Source organism: Thermopolyspora sp. NPDC052614, assembly GCF_040678635.1.
Taxonomy (GTDB): Bacteria; Actinomycetota; Actinomycetes; order Streptosporangiales; family Streptosporangiaceae; genus Thermopolyspora.
The window spans coordinates 58,602-76,268 of sequence record NZ_JBFATZ010000002.1; the positions used below are offsets into that span (position 1 = coordinate 58,602).

The window sequence follows — 17,667 nt, forward strand, 5'->3', positions numbered from 1 at the left end:
CCCTCGGTTTCGTCGGCCCTCGGTTTTGTCGGTACAGGCCGATAGCGTGACGGTCTGATTACACACCGTAGGAGGTGAGTGTGGACCGAAACTCGCGAATCCATCGCGCCCCACGCGCCGCCGGGCCGACCATCCCGACGGCCTGCCCGACCGTCCCGACGACCGTGCCGACGGCCTGCCCGACCGTCCCGACGACCTGCCCGACCACTCTGGCCGCTTACCGGAAGCGCTCGCGCCCCTCGCCCATGGGCCGCGCGTGCCCCGGATTTCCGGCACGCTACCTGATTCGTCCCGATTGCGTCGCACGTGAGGGCTGTGATCGCCCGTGCTGTGCCGCCCGCATGAGGCCGGCTGGTCACTCGTTTTCCGCCCGATCGTCGGATGTGGTGGTCTGGGCCACTAAGCTCGCCGCCAGATGAAGGCGACATGGGGTCAAAGTGTGGGGTGGCCTTCGGCGGGCCAGGTGCTCGCCGTGGCCTCCGCCGTTCCCGCGCTCGCCCTCAGCGGCTGGCTGCTCGCCGGAGTGCCGCTGCTGCTGCTCGGCTGGTTCGGCCCGGTGCAGATGATCCTGCTCGGCGTCGGCCTGGCGTTCCTGCTGGGCCGGTACGGCTTGCGCCGCATGCCCGAAACCGTCGAGGCGACGGCCAGACAGACTGCCGCGCTGCTCGGGATCGCCCTCGCCGCCGGAATCTTCAACGGCATGTTGCACAGCGAGCAACTCATCGTGCGCCGGGACCCGGCCACGTACGCCCAGTACGCGATCTGGCTGGCCACGAACGGAACCCTCCCAATCCCCACCGACTCCGCCGCCTTCGGAGGCCCCGACCCGGCCCTGCGCTTCGACAGCGTCGGCTTTTACGGTGTGCGCCCCGATGGCACTGTCTGGGACGACGACCTGGATGCGGGTGATGCGGGCGGGCCGAGCGCGAGTGGGGACGGCGCGGGCCAGGGTGGTTCGGATCGGGGCGATTCTGGTGCGCCGGGTGCCGGTACGGACGGTGCGGGCCGAGGTGGCTCGGATCCGGGTGGTTCAGGCCAGGGTGGTTCGGATCGGGGTGGCTCGGGTGCGCCGAGTGCCGATACGGACGGTGCGGGCCGAGGTGGCTCGGATCCGGGTGGTTCAGGCCAGGGTGGTTCGGATCGGGGTGGCTCGGGTGCGCCGGGTGCCGATACGGACGGTGCGGGCCGAGGCGGTTCGGGTCAGGGGGGTTCAGGTCGGGGCGACCTGCGGGACTCGGCGGTCCAGGGGCCGGGCTTCGGGATTCAGCCGCAGTTCATGCCCGGAACTCCGATCATCCTCGCGTTCGGGCATTGGATGGGCGGCCTGCCCGGGTTGATGTTGATGCCTTCGCTCCTCGGGGCGTTGGCGGTTCTCACCTTCGGGGGGACGGTCGCGCGGCTCGTGGGTGCTCGATGGGCCGTGCTCGCGGCCGTGGTGCTCGCGGTGAGCCTGCCGCTTCTGTACACCTCGCGGGCGCCGTTCAGCGAGACCTGCTCGCTGATCCTGTTGTTCGGCGCGATCAGTCTGCTGCTGGACGCCCGGTACCGGCTGCGGGCGGGCCTGCTCGGCGTCGGGTACCTGCCCGTGGCCCCCGCGCCGCTGCCCGAGGACGATCCCGGGCCGGTTCCGACCGTGCGGCGGTGGCTCGCCCGGGTCGGCCGCCCTGCCGAAGGGGCTACCCGGGCGGGTCGGGCCGTCGTAGGGGCGGTGGCGGAAAAGACAGCGGCGGAAAGGACGGTGGCGGAAAGGACAACGGCGGAAAGGAGGGTGGCGGAAGAGGCGGCGGCGGAAGAGGACGAAGGGCGCGCCGCCGAAAGGCGCGGGGCAGGACTCATGCGTGCCCTGGCGGTGACGCGGGCGGTCCAGGCGGGTGACGCGGCCGTCGTCGCCGCTCTCGCCGGGCTCGTCTTCGGGCTGGCGCTCCTGGTCAGAATCGACGCCCTGCGCGACGTGCTGCCCGTGCTCGCCTACGCGGGCATGCTGATCGCCCTGCACCGCTATCGCAGTCGGCGACGTCGGGGCGGATCCAAGACCGCTGCCCCACGGACAGCAGGCGTCGCGGCCTCCGATACTTCGGATACTTCCGATACTTCGGATACTTCGGACGGGCGGCTCGGCCGGCCGTTGCTGGGCGGTCTGCTGGCGGGGGGAGGGATCGGCTTTCTCGCCGCCTATCTGCTGGCGCGGCCGTACCTGGCCGATCTGTCGGACTCGCTGGTGCCGTTGCTGGCGATCTGCGCGGCCGTCGTGGTGCTGACCGTGCTCGGGACCGCGCTCGCCCCGCGACTGGGACGCCGGGTGGCGCTGCTGGTGCGGCGGCCGTCGGCGCGTGTCGCGCGATGGTTGCCCGCGGTCGCGGCGGGGGTGGTGGTGGCCGCTGTGGCGGTCTTCGCGATACGGCCCTGGGTGCAGACCGTGCGGCGTCTGCCCACCACTGACGAGGACATGCTCACGGCGGACTTCATCGCCAAGACGCAGCTCGCCAACGGGCTGCCGCCCGATTCCACCCGCCTGTACTACGAGGACTCGCTGTACTGGGTGATCTGGTACGTCGGCGTCCCGGTGGTGGTGTTCGCCACGCTCGCGGCGGCCGTGCTGACGTATCGCCTGGCACGGGGGCGCGAGTTCGTGTGGCTGCTGCCGCTGGCGATCATCGAGTGGACGACGGTGACGACGTTGTGGCGGCCGGGCATCACGCCGGACCATCCGTTCGCCTCCCGGCGACTGGTGGCGATCATCATCCCCGGCCTGATCCTGCTCGCCGTGCTGGGCCTGCGCTGGCTGCGGGACCGGGTGCGCCGCGCCGGCCACGGCCGCCTCCGGCAGAACGCCCTGCTCGCCGTGGGCGCGCTGTCGCTCCTGATCCCCGGCGCGGTGACCTCGATCGGAACCGCGTTCACACCGGTGAACCGCGGCGAGGCCGCGGCGGTGGCGAGGCTGTGCGGCGCGATGCCCCGCGACGCCTCGGTCCTGATCGTCGAACGGGTCACCGGCGACCGCTTCACCCAGGTCGTACGCGGCACCTGCGGCCTCCCGACCGCCCGGATCGCCGTAACTCCCGGCACCGATCTCGCGCCCCCCGCAGCCGTCGCCCGCCTCACCGCCCGCGTCCGCACCGCCGGACGCACCCCGGTGCTGCTCGCCGCCGAGCAATCCCAACTCGCCCCGTACGGCACACCCGCCCTGGCCCTCTCATCGCGCACCCGCCAGGACGAACGATCCCTCGTCACACCCCCCGACGGCACCTGGACCCTCGCCATCGACGTCTGGATGACCGTGCCCGCCTAGCGCCGCCAGGTCGAGCCGTTGCCGTTGAGGGGCACCCCCTTGATGGCTGACACATCTACACTTCTCTGACTAAAGTCAGAGAGTGCACGAACTGCTTATCGAGCGCGTGCGAAGCTTCAACCGCACGGTCACGCAGCGGGTCGGCGCGCTGGAGGAGGCATACCTGTCCCGGGGCCGCCCGCTCGGCCAATCGCGAGTGTTGTGGGAGATCGGCCCCGACGGCGCAGACGTGCGCTCCCTGCGCGGGCGACTGGGCCTCGACTCCGGCTACCTCAGCCGCCTGCTCCGGGCGCTGGAGGCCGAAGGACTGGTCACGGTGGCCCCCAGCGACACCGACGGTCGCATCCGCACGGCCCGCCTCACCCCGGCCGGCCTCGCCGAACGCGCCGAACTGGACCGCCGCTCCGACGACCTGGCCGCCTCGATCCTGAACCCCCTCACCCCGGCCCAGCGGGAACGGCTCGCCGCCGCGATGGCCGAGGTCGAACGCCTGCTGCTCGCCTCGATGATCGAGATCTCGCCGATCGACCCCCGTCACCCCCACGCCCGCCACTGCATGGCGGCGTACTTCGCCGAACTGAACCGCCGCTTCGAGAACGGCTTCGACCCCGGCCGCAGCAACCCGGCGGCCGACGCCGAACTCACGCTCCCGCGCGGCCTGCTGCTCGTCGCCCGCCTGGGTGAGGAGCCGGTGGGCTGCGGGGCGCTCAAGTTCCACCGCGACGCCCCGGCCGAGATCAAGCGCATGTGGGTCGCCGAGACCGTACGCGGCCTCGGTCTGGGCCGCCGCCTGCTGGAGGAACTGGAGGCGCGAGCCGCCGACTCGGGCGCGGGGACGGTGCGGCTGGAGACCAACCGCGCCCTCACCTCCGCCATCGCCCTGTACCGGTCCGCCGGATACCGCGAGGTGCCCGCCTTCAACGACGAGCCCTATGCCCACCACTGGTTCGAAAAGCCTCTCGACGCCGAGCCGGACGCCGAAGGATCACAAGCAGAGCACCCCCCGCCTCAGCCCGCCTGACTCGGCCCGCCTGACCACCACCCCGATCATCGGGACCCGCCTCACCACAGCGTGGTCACCACGGGGTGGCGAGTTGTTCGGTCACCAGTTCGGCGGCGGCTGGAGGGAGGTCGGTGGCGATCAGGCCGCCGGGGTCGCGGGCCGTGGCCGCGGCCGATGTCAGCGCCGGGGCGATCGGGTCGTCGAGCGTGGGGGCGACGCTCACCCAGCGCATCCAGGCGGCGATGCCCAAACCACAGTGTGGTCACCACAGGGTGGCGAGTTGTTCGGTCACCAGTTCGGCGGCGGCTGGAGGGAGGTCGGTGGCGATCAGGGGCAGGAGCGCGGCGACCAGGCCGCCGGGGTAGCGGGCCGTGGCCGCGGCCGATGTCAGCGCCGGGGCGATCGGGTCGTCGAGCGTGGGGGCGACGCTGACCCAGCGCATCCAGGCGGCGATGCCCAAGGCGGCGTACGACGGGGTCGCCCCGGCGGCGAGCCGTTCCCGCATCACCGTGACCAGGCGGAGCGGGAGCTTCAGCGAGCCGTCGGCGGCGACCTTGGCGGTCTGGTGGCGCAGTGCCGGGTTGGCGAAGCGCTGCAGCAATTGCCGCTTGTAGGCCTCGACGTCGAAGCCCTCGGGCACGGGGAGCGTGGGCGTGATGTCCTGATCCATCAGCGCCCGCACGGCCTGCGCGACGTCGTCCCTGGCCACGGTCTCGGCGATGGTCTCGCAGCCGTGCAGCATGCCGAGGTACGCGATGAGCGAGTGGCTCCCGTTGAGCAGCCGCAGCTTCATCAGCTCGTACGGGGCCACGTCCGGCACGATCAACGCCCCCGCCTTCTCCCAGGCCGGGCGCTCGGCGGCGAAACGGTCCTCGATCACCCACTGGCGGAACGGCTCGGTCGCCACCGCCGCCCGGTCGCTCACCCCGAGCGCCGCCGCCACCTCGGCCAGGTCCTCCGGCCGGGGCGTCGGCACCAGCCGGTCCACCATCGAGCTGGGAAACGCCACGTTCGCGTCGATCCAGTCGCGCAGATGCCCGGCCGACGCCAGCACCGCGTCCCGCACGACCTGGCCGTTGTGCGGCATGTTGTCGCAGGAGAGCACGGTCAGCGGTCCCCCGCCGGTCGCCGACCGCCGCTCAAGACCCGCGACCAGCCAGGCGATCGTGTCCTGGCCGGGCAGGTAGCCCTTCTCGGTCACGGTGATCGTGACCACCTTGATTCGCGGGTCGGCGACGCGCTCGATCACCTCCGCGCCGAACCGCGTCTCACGCAGCGCGCCGTACACCCGCAGCTCCACCGTCACCGGGGCCCCCGCGGGATCCCCGTCGCGGACCAGCACGCTGAACAGCCCGTCCTGCGCGGCGACCGCGTCCACGGTCGCCCGCGACCGCATGCCGGCCGCGCAGATGCCCCACCGGCGGTCGCCGGTGACCGCCATCGCCTCCTCGGTGTAGACGACCTGGTGGGCCCGGTGGAACACGCCGAGCCCGAGGTGCAGCACGCCCACCTCCAGGTCGGCGGGGTCCACCAGGGGCCGGGCCGAGGCGGGCAGGCGGCTCAGCGTGCCGAGGCCGAGCGGCGGCGGCTCACCGGTCATGACACTCCCTCACGTGTGCGTGGCAGGCGCTCACCAGTCGTGCACCGTGCCGTCCTCCAGGCGGTTGACCGGCAGGTACGCCTGCCGGTAGGGGTACCTCGCCGCCAGCTCCTCGTCGATGTCCACGCCGAGGCCGGGCTCGTCGCCGGGCAGCAGCATGCCGTCCTCGAACCGGTAGGAGTGCGGGAACACCTCGTCCGTCTCCGGCGTGTGCCGCATGTACTCCTGGATGCCGAAGTTCGGCACCGAGATGTCCAGGTGCAGGGCGGCGGCCATGCACACCGGGGACAAATCGGTCGCGCCGTGCGAGCCGGTGCGCACGTGGTAGAGCGCGGCCAGGTCGAAGATGCGCCGCAGGTGGGTGATGCCGCCCGCGTGCACGACCGTGGTGCGGATGTAGTCGATGAGCTGCTCGGTGATGAGCTGCTGACAGTCCCAGATCGAGTTGTAGACCTCGCCGACGGCGATCGGCGTCGTGGTGTGCTGCCGGATCGTCCGGAACCCCTCCTGCAGCTCCTCGCTGATCGGGTCCTCCAGCCAGAACAGCCGGTACGGCTCGGCCGCCTTCCCCAGCCGCGCCGCCTCGATCGGCGTGAGCCGGTGGTGGGCGTCGTGCAGCAGGTGGAACCCGAACCCGTGGGCCTCCCGCACCGCCGCGAACAGCCCCGGCGCGAAGTCGAGGTACTTCTCCGAGGCCCACACCGCCTCCTCGGGGGCGACCCCGGCCGTCGCCGGCTCGTAGAAGTCACGATCATCGCTCACGCCGTACACGTGCTCCAAGCCCGGCACCCCGCACTGCACCCGCACCGCCTTGTAGCCGGCGTCCAGGTACCGGCCCACCTCGGCCACGGCGTCGTCGACGGTCGCGCCGTTGGCGTGGCCGTACACCATGACCCCGGCGCGCGCCTTGCCGCCGAGAAGCTGATAAACGGGCATTCCGGCGGCCTTGCCCTTGATGTCCCACAGCGCGGTGTCCACGGCGGCGATCGCGGACATCGTCACCGGCCCGCGCCGCCAGTAGGCCCCCTTGTACAGGTACTGCCAGATGTCGTTGATCCGGGACGCGTCGCGCCCGATGAGCAGCCCGCACACGTGGTCGGTGAGGTAGCTCGCCACGGCCAGCTCTCGGCCGTTGAGCGTGGCGTCGCCGACGCCGGTCAGCCCGCTCTCCGTGGTGATCTTGAGCGTGACGAAGTTGCGTCCGGGGCAGGTGACGATGACACGGGCGTCTGCGATCTTCATGATTCTCCTGGTGGTTCACGTGCCGGGGGCCGGGCCGGTGGAGGCCCGTACGATCAGCGCCGAGTCCAGGATCTGCCGCGGCTCGCCCTCGCGCACCGCCAGCACCCCGAGCAGCGTATCGACGGCGGCCCGCCCGGCCCGCTCGCCGTGCAGGTCCACTGTGGTGAGCGCGGGCGTGGCCATCGCGGCGAAGGTGATGTCGTCGAAGCCGACCACGCTCACCGCGGCGGGCACCGGCACGCCCCGCTCGGCGAGCCGGGCGAGCACGCCCAGCGCCATCACGTCGTTGTAGGCGACCACCGCCGTCGCCCCGGAGGCGAGCACCAGATCGGCGGCCTGCTGCCCGGACTCGAACCGGGGCGCGAACGGCCCGAACCGCGTCACCTTCATGCCGTGCCGGTCGGCGCGCCGCAACCCCTTGCCGCGCTCCCGGTTGCTCCACGAGTCGCGAGGGCCGTTCAGGTAGGCCATGTGCCGGTGACCGAGCGCGGCCAGATGGTCGATGGCCTGCCGCATGCCGCCCGCGCCGTCCATGATCACCGATGGGCGGCCGGGCACCGAGCGGTTGAGGAACACCATCGGGACCAGGCCCAGCACCTTCTCCAGCATCGGCCCGGTCATCCGCGACGAGCACAGGATCACGCCGTCCACCTGCTTGGCCATCGCGGTGACCAGCGACGCCTCCTCCGCGCCGTCCTCCTGGCAGTCGGCGAGGAACACGGCGTGACCGGCCTCACGCGCCCGCGCCTGCACCCCCTTGAGCAGACTGGGAAAGAACGGGTTGGTGAGATCGGGCACGATCACGCCGAGGTTCGTGGTCCTGCCGGTGATCAGGCCCCGCGCGGCCGGGTTCGGCTGGTAGCCGAGGGTCTCGGCCACCGCCCGCACCCGCACGCGCGTCTCGGGCCGGACCATCTCCGGCGCGGAGAGCGCACGCGACACGGTGGACACCGAGACGCCGGCGGCCCGGGCCACGTCCTGGATCGTCACCGCCATGGTGCGACCCTCCTCTGGTGCACGCGCTGTTGCTGCAAGGTCTGCAAACCTTTTCACAGCTTATAGACGTGCTTGGGCAGGCGGTAGGCCAAATCGGCGGCCGTCTGCGCGGCCTCGTCGAGCGGCAGCCGGTCCTCTGCGACCAGCCGGGCCAGGAACGCCGCGTCGATCCGCCGCGCCACCTGGTGGCGCACCGGAATCGAGCAGAACGCCCGGGTGTCGTCGGCGAACCCGGCGGTGTTGTAGAACCCGGCCGTCTCGGTCACCGTCTCCCGGAACCGCCGCAACCCCTCCGGGCTGTCCAGGAACCACCACGGCGCGCCCAGGTACATCGCCGGATACACGCCCGCGAGCGGCGCCAGCTCCCGCGTGAACGCCGACTCGTCCAGCGTGAACACCACCATCCGGAACCCCGGCTCGTGCCCGAACCGGTCGAGCAGCGGCTTGAGCGCCCGCGTGTACTCGGTCGCCGTCGGGATGTCGCCGCCCACGTTGGCGCCGAACCCACCGCGCAGCCAGGCGTCGTGATCGCGGTACGGCCCCGGATGCAGTTGCAGCACCAGCCCGTCCTCGACCGACATCCGGGCGAATTCCACCAGCATGTGCCCCCGGAACAACTCGGCGTCGCCGTCCACGACCGTGCCGTTCAGCCGCCGCTTGAACATCCGGGCCGCGTCCTCGCGATCCAACTCCGCCGTACCCGCCGTCGGATGCCCATGATCGGTGGCGGTCGCCCCGCGCGCCTTGAAGTACTCGCGCCGCGCCCGCAACGCGTTCAGATACCCGTCGTAGTCCTCGGTGTCCTCACCGGTGAGCTCTCCCAGCCTCCGTACGGCGTCCGCCCACCGGGGGTTGTCCATGTCCACCACGTCATCCGGCCGAAAGGTGGTGATCACCCGCTTCCCCCAGCCGTCCGCGGCCAGCCGGTCGTGATGCTCCAGCGGATCCAACGGCGACTCGGTGGTGGCCAGCGTCTCGATCCCGAACCGCTCGAACAGCGCCCGCGGCCGGAACCCCGGCTCCGCGAGCCGCCCCGCGATCGCGTCATAGACGTCATCGGCCGTCTCGGGACCGAGCCGTACATCGCCGAGGCCGAACACCTCCCGAAACGTCAACTCCAGCCACAGCCGCGACGGCGTCCCCCGAAACAAATGCCAGTTCTCCGCGAGAACCCGCCAAATCGCCCGCCCATCCTCCTCAACGGGCCCACCATCCAGCCGCGCGACCCCCAGCCGCTCCGGCGCGACCCCCTGGCTCACCAGCAGCCGCGTCACATAGTGGTCGGGCACGATCAGCAGCCGCGCCGGATCGGGAAACGGCTCGTCGCCGGCGAGCATCGCCGGATCCACGTGACCGTGCGGACTGACGATCGGCATCCCCCGCGTGTGGCCGTACAGCTCCCGCGCGATCGCGCGCACCCCGGGCTCGGCCGGGAACAGATAGTCTCCCATCGCACCCCTCTGCAAAGGTTTGCAGACGCAAGTCTGACCGCGCCCGCCAGCACCCGTCAACCCGAGACCGCGAGCGAGACGGACAGGGCGCGCGTGGCGCACGACGCTTGGCATGAAAAGCTCGTCGTCGCCGGGCGGCGGGGGATCGTCGGGGAGCCGGTGGGCCTCCTCCGGCCACGGGCCTGGGCCGTAGCGGACCGACATCGAGATTGCGTGAGCGAAGATACTGGCCGATCGTCGATGGACTCGTCACCCGGCATCCACAGGCCGGGGTTCACCGGCCGAGGCGGTGGCCGCCCTTCCCATAGATCACGCCTTTCATAATGGCCGCATTTCTCGGGGCCATCGCAACCTTTCGTCTCAACGCCCTGGATGAGTGCCGACGCCCGTCCAGATGTCCCGGCCGCCCGACCACAGTTCGTTGACGTGATACGCGAAGCGGTCGTACAGGCCGTCGTCCTGGTGTCGCTTCAAGTGCAGCATCGGGGAATCGTGGCCGACAAGCCTTGCCAGATGTGGCGTGATGAGCATCTCGTCGTCGAATTGGAAGACCGACAACGCGATGTGTTCCTCGCCGAACCGTGCCTCGATCCCCGGTACGTCTTTGAGTTGGTCAAGTTCGGCGAGCGTGATCCTGATTCGGGTCGACACGGTCAGGGGTACCGCTTCGATTTCCTCCCGCCGGCGTGTCACGTCGCTGTCGGGGTCGCCGATCAGGAATCGGATGCGGCACCCCTGCTCGGCCTTGCGCTTCAGCACCTTGGCGAGGTTGGGATGTTCCAGCCAGAGGAAGTAGTTGGTGTAACCGGCCAGGGTGATGCTCGCCTTGGCGGCGGTGATCAGGGAACGCCAAACGCTTTTGGGGCAGGCGGACCGGTAAGGGTAGACCGACACGACCTCTCGGTCAGGGCCGGTTTTGACCGTGTTCTTGATCGCATCTGGCCACAGCACGGATTCGTCAACTCCCAGCGCATCTGCGGCGGCCCACCGATGGCGTGGATGCGGCATTCGTCCTTCATTGGTCAGCCAGCGGGACACCGTCTTCACGTCCACCCCGCACCGTTCGGCGAGGTCCTCTTCGGTAAGTCTCGCACGGGTCATGGCATGGCGTAGAGGGTTGTTGGTCACAGCCGGGGCCTCGCATCACGGGACGTTGAGGACGGAATTCGAAGGTAGCGGTAAACGTCCTTGCCGTCCCGGAAACGTGGTGGGAACGGCCTGACCTGCCAGCCACTCTTTTGTCCATGGCACTGCGGCGATCTCCAAAAGATCTTCAAACAGATTTACCGGACTGGATGATCTGGCGAAGCCCGGCGGGCAGATTCTCGGCACTTACTGCCATTCGTATATCTGAGCAATTTCCGGCATCGGTCCGGTTCTTGGGAAGTCGGGTGATCGGTCACCCGCCGCTGGTGGCCCATCTGTCCACCGCGACGATGTTCGTCGGAATGACGTTCCTCGCCGCCTTCGTCCTTCGGCGGCGGCGATGAGAACGGCTGGTGGAGGCAGACACAGTACAGGGCGGCATCGTCCGGGAACGGCGCGGACGCCGTGGGTCCGCGTTCGGTGGGACGAGGGGCGGCGGGCGGCCGCGGCCGGGCTCGACATGATCGAGCCGTGCTGGCTGGTGATGTATCGGGTGTGGGCGCGAAAGTTCTACGCGGTTCCGGCATGGCCCATGCCGGAAGGGCTCGACATCGAGGCGGACACGGTGGTCGGCCTGCAGGCACGGATGAGGGAGGCCGAGACCTCCTCCTGCCTGCCCGGTCGGTACGCGCCGTTGGGCGGGAAGGAGGTCACGCGCGATGGAGAATAAGGAGGGGCTTCCACAGCGGACCTACTGCCGACCGCTGTTCGCCTACGACGCCGATGACGGCGACGGACACGGCGTTGCCGGGGTGACCGATATGTTCGACGTCGCTGAGCGGCAGTTGTGCGCCGCGTTGTCGGCCATGCCGGAGGGGACGCCGGGGATCATCCGTCTGGTGATTCTGGACAACCGGCTTACCGGCCCGGAGTACCGGTATCTCGGTGTGGTCGCCCGGCTGTGGCGTGATGGGGCGGGCGGTGGCGCGGCCGCCGAGGACAATCAGGTCGTCCGGGAGAGGTGAGGCGGAGTTGCTGTGGAGCGGCTGAGGGTGGCGCTCAAGACGATTCCGCCGCTGGCTGCATCATCCAAGGTCGCGGGCGTGCCGTCTCGCTGAGGACGGCGAGGAGTGCAGGCCGGTACGCAGGGTCGCGGAGTGAATCTTGGTGAGCCTGACCCGCGACGGCTACCTGACAATCGTGCAGCCCGAAGAGATCGTGCCCGGGAGTGAGCCGACCGGGCAGGGCTTGGGGCGCGTAACGTCAACTGAAGGTCAGTGCTTGACGGGACGAGACCTGGGGGCCACGGGTGGGGGATCGTGCAGGGTGCGCGATCCCCCACGCTGGGCGATTAGATGGCGCCGCTCTCGATGGCCTGCTTGAGGGCGGTCTGGGTCTGCTGGTGGGAGGCGACGCCGCTGGTGACGGAAACGTCGATCAGATCGTCGGGGGCGTCGAAGGTGAGGTGTTCGGTCACCTCGGTCTGGGTGGGGGTGAGCTTCTTGAAGACGATCTTCTGGTGGGTGAAGATGCCGGGCGCGGACCAGCTGTCGGTCTCATAGAAGAGCTGCGAGCGGTGGAGGCGCTGCTGGGCGTGCGTGTGGAGGGAGACGATCTGGCCCTCGAACGGCACGTCCTCGACGGCGGTGAGGTTGAGGTAGCGGACGCCCTTCTTGGTGACGTCCTTGTGGTAGGCGAGGCGGGTGAGGAACGCGGCCCGGCCGATGTGGTTTCTGAAGTCGGAGTACTTGTCGAACACCTTGTGGGCGGGTGCGTTGATCACGATCGAGATGCTGGTGCTGGCCCGGCTCATGCCGGAGCCGGGAGCCGGAGGAACGTTCTCGTAGAACTTGTGGGTATCCCACGCTTCCTGCCACTCCGCCGCGAGCACGGGGTCGGTGGGGAGCGGGTCGGCGTGCGCGGGCGCGGCGACGGCCGAGAGGACGAATGCCGCGGCGAACACCTGCACCGCGAAGACTCGTAGGAGCTTTCTCATTGCAACCTCAGGGGGCTAGTAGGTCCGAGTGATCTTCTACCGCATGAGATCGCGCCGACAGGACAACTCGTCATTAAAGATCACAAATTGTTGCGCGAACAACTCTTGAAAGCGGTACGGGCGGCATCGGGGTGTATGTCCCGATGCCGCCCGCGTACGGTGACCGGCGTCCTGTCGCCCAGGCCGTCAGCCGGAGAGCAGCGGCAGGGTGGGGCGGCGGACGCTCTGGCAGACGCCGTCGCTCGCCAGGGCCGCGGCACGGCGTTCCTCGGAGGGGGTGCCGTAGGAGGTGGTGCGCTGGCGGAGGGGGCGGCCGGTGGGGGCGACCATGGCGGCGATGTCGCTGATGGTCTTGTAGGAGCCGTTGTCGGAGCCGGCCATGCGGCTGATCGTCTCCTCCATCAGGGTGCCGCCGAGGTCGTTGACGCCGCCCTGGAGCACCGAGCGGCACAGGTCGTCGCCGAGCTTCACCCAGGAGCACTGGATGTTGTCGATGGCGCTGTGCAGCAGGATGCGGGCGAGCGCGTGGATGGCGCGGTTCTCGCGGGCGGTGGGGCCCGGGCGGGCGACGCCCGCCAGGTAGATGGGCGCGTTGGTGTGCACGAACGGCAGCAGGACGAACTCGGAGAAGCCGCCGGTCTCCTCCTGGATGCCGCGGATCAGGCGGATGTGGCGTACCCAGTGCGCGGGGGTGTCCACGTGGCCGTACATCATCGTGGCGGTCGTGGGGATGCCGAGGCGGTGCGCGGTGGTGATGACCTCGATCCACTCGCGGGTCGGGAGCTTGCCCTTGGTGAGGACCCAGCGCACGTCGTCGTCGAGGATCTCCGCCGCCGTGCCGGGCAGCGAGTCCACGCCGGCCTCGCGGGCGGCGGTCAGCCAGTCCTTGATGGACAGGTTCGTACGGCTCGCCCCGTTGACCACCTCCATCGGGGAGAAGGCGTGGACGTGCATGTCGGGGCAGGCGTCCTTCACCGCCTTGGCGATGTCGAAGTACGCCGTGCCCGGCAGGTCCGGGTGGATGCCGCCCTGCATGCACACCTCGGTCGCCCCGGCCTCCCAGCCCTCGACGGCCCGCGCGGCCACCTGCTCCAGCGACAGCGTGTACGCGTCGGCGTCGGTGCGTCGCTGCGCGAACGCGCAGAACCGGCAGCCGGTGTAGCAGACGTTGGTGAAGTTGATGTTCCGGTTGACCACGTACGTGACGTCGTCGCCGGACACCTCGCGCCGCAGGTCGTCGGCGATGCGGGCCAGCTCGTCCAGGGCCGCGTCGTCCGCGCCCGCGCCGTTCTGGTCGCCCGCCGTGCCGAGCAGCGTCAGCGCCTGCTCCTCGGTGAGGGCGGCCGGGTTCTCGCGGGCCTGCCGCAGCGCCGCGCCCAGCTCGCCGGTCAGCACGGCGGGGGCCGCCGAGCCGGAGGCGGCGAGCCGTTCCCGCAGCGCGTCCCAGTCGCCGTACACGTGGTCGAAGTCGTCGCGCCGGTCGCCGGTGCGGCCCACGGTGTCGACCTCGACGTGCAGGTCCGTACGGCCCGCCGCCGCGAACCCGCCGTCGGGCTCCTGCCACGGCCGCCCGACGACCTCGGCGTCCTCGCGGGCCAGCCCGGTCGCCGGGTCGGCGAGCGCGGCCACGTGCGCGCTGACCCGCGGATCCAGCCACGGCTCGCCCGCCCGCACGTACTCGGGGTAGACGCACAGCCGCTCGCGCAGCTCGAAGCCGAGCTCGGCGGTGCGCGCCCGCAGCTCGTCGAGCTGCGGCCACGGCCGCTCGGGGTTGACGTGGTCGATGGTGATCGGCGACACGCCGCCCCAGTCGTCGATGCCGGCGCGCAGCATGAGCGCGAACTCGTCGTCCACCAGGTTCGGCGGGGCCTGCACACGCATCCGCGGGCCGAGCACGAGCCGGGTCACCGCGATGGTGGCGGCGAGGTCGGTCACCTCGGCGTCCGGCATGCCGCGCATCGCCGTGTCCGGCTTGGCGCGGAAGTTCTGCACGATGATCTCCTGGATGCCGCCGTACTCGCGGGACACGCGGCGGATCGCGAAGATCGAGTCGGCGCGTTCCTCCAGGGTCTCGCCGATGCCGATGAGGATGCCGGTGGTGAACGGCACGTTGCTGCGGCCGGCGTCCTCCAGCACGCGCAGCCGTACCGCGGGATCCTTGTCGGGGGAGCCGTAATGCGGCTGCCCCTTCTCCTCGAACAGCCGCCGCGAGGTGGTCTCCAGCATCATGCCCATGGACGGCGCGACCGGCTTGAGCCGCTGCAGGTCCCGCCAGGACAGCACGCCGGGGTTGAGGTGGGGGAGCAGGCCGGTCTCCTCAAGCACGCGGATGGCCATGGCCCGCACGTACGACAGGGTGTCGTCGTAGCCGTGCGCGTCCAGCCACTCGCGGGCCTGGTGCCAGCGGTCCTCGGGGCGGTCGCCGAGGGTGAACAGCGCCTCCTTGACGCCCAGCGCCGCGCCCCGCCGGGCGATGTCCAGCACCTCGTCGGGGGACAGGTACGCCGCGGGCAGCTTGTTCGGCGCGGTCGCGAACGTGCAGTAGCCGCACCGGTCCCGGCACAGTCTGGTCAGCGGGATGAACACGCTGCCGCTGTAGGTGATGACGCCCGGCCGTCCGGCCGCCTCAAGACCGGAGTCGCGCACCCGGGACGCGTGCTCCATCAGGGCGTCGAGGTCGTCGCCTCGTGCCTGCAGAAGCACGACGGCTTCGTCGAGGTTGAGCTGCTTTCCGTCGCGGGCGCGGGCCAGCGCCCGGCGCATGGCGCTTGCGCTCGGGGGGACCTGAGTCATGTTCGCAGACTACGTCCGCCCGATTAGTGGCATTCATCCGGGGTTTTTCAGTCGTCTCCAAGTCACTCTTGGATGCCTGACAAGTGGCGCTCCCTACCGTGACGCATGCAACCGCGGGTTTCCCGGCGGTCGGTCTTCGCAAAGGGAGTACGTCATGAGACACGTCTACAAGGTCCTGGCCTACCTGGTGGCCGTCGAGGTGGCCATCCAGGCGGCGATGGTGGTCTGGGGCGACGCCGGGCTCGGCCTGTGGGTCGACGGGGGCGGCGTCGTCGACAAGACGCTCGCCGAGAACGGCGAGCCGCCGTTCCCGGAGTTCATCGCCTTCATCGTGCACGCCATGAACGGGATGTTCGTGATCCCGTCCTTCGCGCTGCTTCTGCTCATCTCCTCGTTCTGGGTGAAGGCCCCCGGCGTCGTCAAGGCGGCCGGCGCGGTCGTCCTGCTCGTCGCCGCGCAGATCACCTTCGGCATCCTCGGCCACAGCATCCCGCTGGTCGGCCTCGTGCACGGCCTCAACGCGCTGCTCCTGTTCGCCACCGCGCTCTACGCGGCACGCCGCGTCGGCGCCCCGAAGGCCCCGGCGTCGGCAGTGCCGGAGCCGCGGCAGGCGACCCGCATCTGACGGTCTGAAGGTTCTTGTCATGTCTCGGAATCGTCCGGGCGGCGGCCGGATCCGCCTCGCCGCCGCCTGCGCCGCCACCCTGGCCGTCCTAGGGCCGCTTGGCTGGCTCTGGCAGGACAGCCTGCTGCCGGAGACCTACTCGGTCATGGACATGGGGTACGCGGACTACGGGGGCGGACCGGGCGGCTCCGCCGGACACGCGGCGCACGCGGCGGGGGCCGCGTCGTCGCAGAGCGGCCACGGCGGCAACGCCGGGCGCGGGGGGCGCGCGGGGGCCGCGCGCGATGTGAAGGAGCTGGTCGCCGACCCGGACCGCCGGGCCGACGTCTCGATCACCATGGTCGCCCGCAAGCAGCGGTTCACGCTGCCATCGGGCCGTTCCTTCGACGGGTTCACCCTCAACGGCGGCTCGCCCGGCCCGACCATCGAGGCGACCGAGGGGCAACTGGTCCAGGTGCGGCTGGTCAACGAGTCGGTGCCCGGCGGCGTCACGCTGCACTGGCACGGCGTCGACGTGCCGAACGCGGCGGACGGGGTCGCCGGCGTGACCCAGGACGCGGTCGGCGTCGGCGAGGAGTTCACCTACCGGTTCGTCGCCGACCAGGCGGGCACCTTCTGGTACCACTCCCACCAGATGTCGCACGAGCAGGTGCGCCGCGGCCTGCTCGGGGCGCTGGTGGTCAGGCCGAAGCCCGCGAAAGCGGGCAGGACGGCCCGCAAGGCGACCGACGTCGCGACGCTGGTCCACCTGTACGGCGGCGTCCGCACGATCAACGGGCACGAGGGCGACGTCAAGATCGAGGCGTGGCCCGGCTCGCGCGCCCGGGTACGCGTGATCAACACCGAGTACGGCGTCATGCCGGTCTGGGTGGGCGGCACGCCGTACCGGCTCGCCGCCGTCGACGGCACGGAGATCGACGGGGCCGCGCCCGTGCCGGACAAGGCCGTGCTGGTGACCGCCGGAGGACGCGCCGACATCGAGGTGACCATGCCCGAGGACGGCTCGCCGGTCCGGGTGCACCTCGGCGGCCCGACCGGCGTGGTGCTCGGCTCCGCGTCGTACGACGCGCCCCCGGTCGCCCGGCCGAAGGCCACGCTCGACCTGCTCACGTACGGCACGCGGGCCCCGATCGGCTTCGACCCCGGCACGCCGGATCGCCGGTTCGTGTACGACATCGGGCGTCGGCCCGGCTTCCTCGACGGCGTGCCCGGCCTGTGGTGGACGATCAACGGTTACCTGTACCCGGACGTGCCGATGTTCCACGTCGCCGAGGGGGACGTGGTGCGGATGCGGATCGCCAACAACAGCGGCGAGGCCCACCCGATGCACCTGCACGGCCACCACGCGGTGGTGCTCAGCCGCGACGGCGTGCCCGCCACCGGCAGCCCCTGGTGGGTGGACTCGCTGGACGTCGCCGCGGGCGAGACGTACGAGATCGCCTTCGTCGCCGACAACCCCGGCGTCTGGATGGACCACTGCCACAACCTGCCGCACGCCTCACAGGGGCTGACCACGCACCTGATGTACGAGGGGATCACCACCTCGTACACCGTCGGCGGCACGGCCGGAAACGTGCCGGAATGAG

Annotated in this window: 15 protein-coding genes; 7 read left to right on the forward strand and 8 right to left on the reverse strand. The window is 70.7% G+C overall.

What is annotated here, in order from left to right; translation table 11 throughout:
- Positions 1-463 precede the first annotated feature (463 nt).
- Both AB0K60_RS03830 and AB0K60_RS03835 read left to right on the forward strand, forming a co-directional pair.
- Positions 464-3,289, forward strand: a complete 2,826-nt coding sequence (locus AB0K60_RS03830; protein WP_364049270.1) for a hypothetical protein — start codon at positions 464-466, stop codon at positions 3,287-3,289.
- A gap of 82 nt (positions 3,290-3,371) precedes the next feature.
- Positions 3,372-4,310 carry a MarR family winged helix-turn-helix transcriptional regulator gene (locus tag AB0K60_RS03835; protein WP_364048267.1) on the forward strand — a complete coding sequence of 313 codons (939 nt, stop codon included), beginning with the start codon at positions 3,372-3,374 and terminating at the stop codon, positions 4,308-4,310.
- Between the two features lie 55 nt (positions 4,311-4,365).
- On the opposite strand, the gene AB0K60_RS03840 is transcribed toward AB0K60_RS03835, so the two are convergent.
- The 6 genes from AB0K60_RS03840 to AB0K60_RS03865 form a co-directional block, all read right to left on the reverse strand.
- The gene (locus AB0K60_RS03840; protein WP_364048269.1) at positions 4,366-4,524 is read right to left on the reverse strand and encodes a hypothetical protein; all 159 of its coding nucleotides are present in this window, start codon (positions 4,522-4,524) and stop codon (positions 4,366-4,368) included.
- 30 nt (positions 4,525-4,554) lie between these two features.
- Positions 4,555-5,892, reverse strand: a complete 1,338-nt coding sequence (locus AB0K60_RS03845) for a mannitol dehydrogenase family protein (RefSeq protein WP_364048271.1) — start codon at positions 5,890-5,892, stop codon at positions 4,555-4,557.
- A 30-nt stretch (positions 5,893-5,922) separates the two neighbouring features.
- Positions 5,923-7,134: a D-mannonate dehydratase ManD gene (gene manD, locus AB0K60_RS03850; RefSeq protein WP_364048273.1), complete on the reverse strand. Its 1,212-nt coding sequence runs from the start codon at positions 7,132-7,134 to the stop codon at positions 5,923-5,925.
- 15 nt (positions 7,135-7,149) lie between these two features.
- On the reverse strand, positions 7,150-8,130 hold the full coding sequence (locus AB0K60_RS03855; RefSeq protein WP_364048275.1) for a LacI family DNA-binding transcriptional regulator: 981 nt from the start codon (positions 8,128-8,130) through the stop codon (positions 7,150-7,152).
- A gap of 53 nt (positions 8,131-8,183) precedes the next feature.
- Entirely contained in the window at positions 8,184-9,581 is a 1,398-nt protein-coding gene (gene uxaC / locus AB0K60_RS03860; protein ID WP_364048277.1) for a glucuronate isomerase, read from the reverse strand.
- 360 nt (positions 9,582-9,941) lie between these two features.
- Complete coding sequence (locus AB0K60_RS03865) at positions 9,942-10,709, reverse strand: helix-turn-helix domain-containing protein (RefSeq protein ID WP_364048279.1); 768 nt, start codon at positions 10,707-10,709, stop codon at positions 9,942-9,944.
- 116 nt (positions 10,710-10,825) lie between these two features.
- Here AB0K60_RS03865 and AB0K60_RS03870 point away from each other — a divergent pair, with 116 nt between their 5' ends.
- The 3 genes from AB0K60_RS03870 (at position 10,826) to AB0K60_RS03880 (ending at position 11,692) form a co-directional block, all read left to right on the forward strand.
- Positions 10,826-11,071 carry a hypothetical protein gene (locus tag AB0K60_RS03870; RefSeq protein WP_364048281.1) on the forward strand — a complete coding sequence of 82 codons (246 nt, stop codon included), beginning with the start codon at positions 10,826-10,828 and terminating at the stop codon, positions 11,069-11,071.
- A gap of 116 nt (positions 11,072-11,187) precedes the next feature.
- Entirely contained in the window at positions 11,188-11,397 is a 210-nt protein-coding gene (locus AB0K60_RS03875; protein WP_364048283.1) for a hypothetical protein, read from the forward strand.
- Positions 11,387-11,692 (forward strand): hypothetical protein, encoded by a 306-nt coding sequence (locus tag AB0K60_RS03880; protein ID WP_364048285.1) that lies wholly within the window; start codon positions 11,387-11,389, stop codon positions 11,690-11,692. Before AB0K60_RS03875 ends, AB0K60_RS03880 begins: the two co-directional genes overlap by 11 nt.
- A 326-nt stretch (positions 11,693-12,018) precedes the next feature.
- On the opposite strand, the gene AB0K60_RS03885 is transcribed toward AB0K60_RS03880, so the two are convergent.
- Both AB0K60_RS03885 and AB0K60_RS03890 read right to left on the reverse strand, forming a co-directional pair.
- Positions 12,019-12,663 (reverse strand): hypothetical protein, encoded by a 645-nt coding sequence (locus AB0K60_RS03885; RefSeq protein WP_364048287.1) that lies wholly within the window; start codon positions 12,661-12,663, stop codon positions 12,019-12,021.
- A 186-nt stretch (positions 12,664-12,849) separates the two neighbouring features.
- Entirely contained in the window at positions 12,850-15,456 is a 2,607-nt protein-coding gene (locus AB0K60_RS03890; RefSeq protein WP_364048289.1) for a bifunctional FO biosynthesis protein CofGH, read from the reverse strand.
- Positions 15,457-15,610: 154 nt separating this feature from the next.
- Here AB0K60_RS03890 and AB0K60_RS03895 point away from each other — a divergent pair, with 154 nt between their 5' ends.
- Both AB0K60_RS03895 and AB0K60_RS03900 read left to right on the forward strand, forming a co-directional pair.
- Positions 15,611-16,081 (forward strand): hypothetical protein, encoded by a 471-nt coding sequence (locus AB0K60_RS03895; RefSeq protein ID WP_364048291.1) that lies wholly within the window; start codon positions 15,611-15,613, stop codon positions 16,079-16,081.
- A 19-nt stretch (positions 16,082-16,100) separates the two neighbouring features.
- Positions 16,101-17,666 (forward strand): multicopper oxidase family protein, encoded by a 1,566-nt coding sequence (locus tag AB0K60_RS03900; protein WP_364048293.1) that lies wholly within the window; start codon positions 16,101-16,103, stop codon positions 17,664-17,666.
- Position 17,667: the final 1 nt, after the last annotated feature.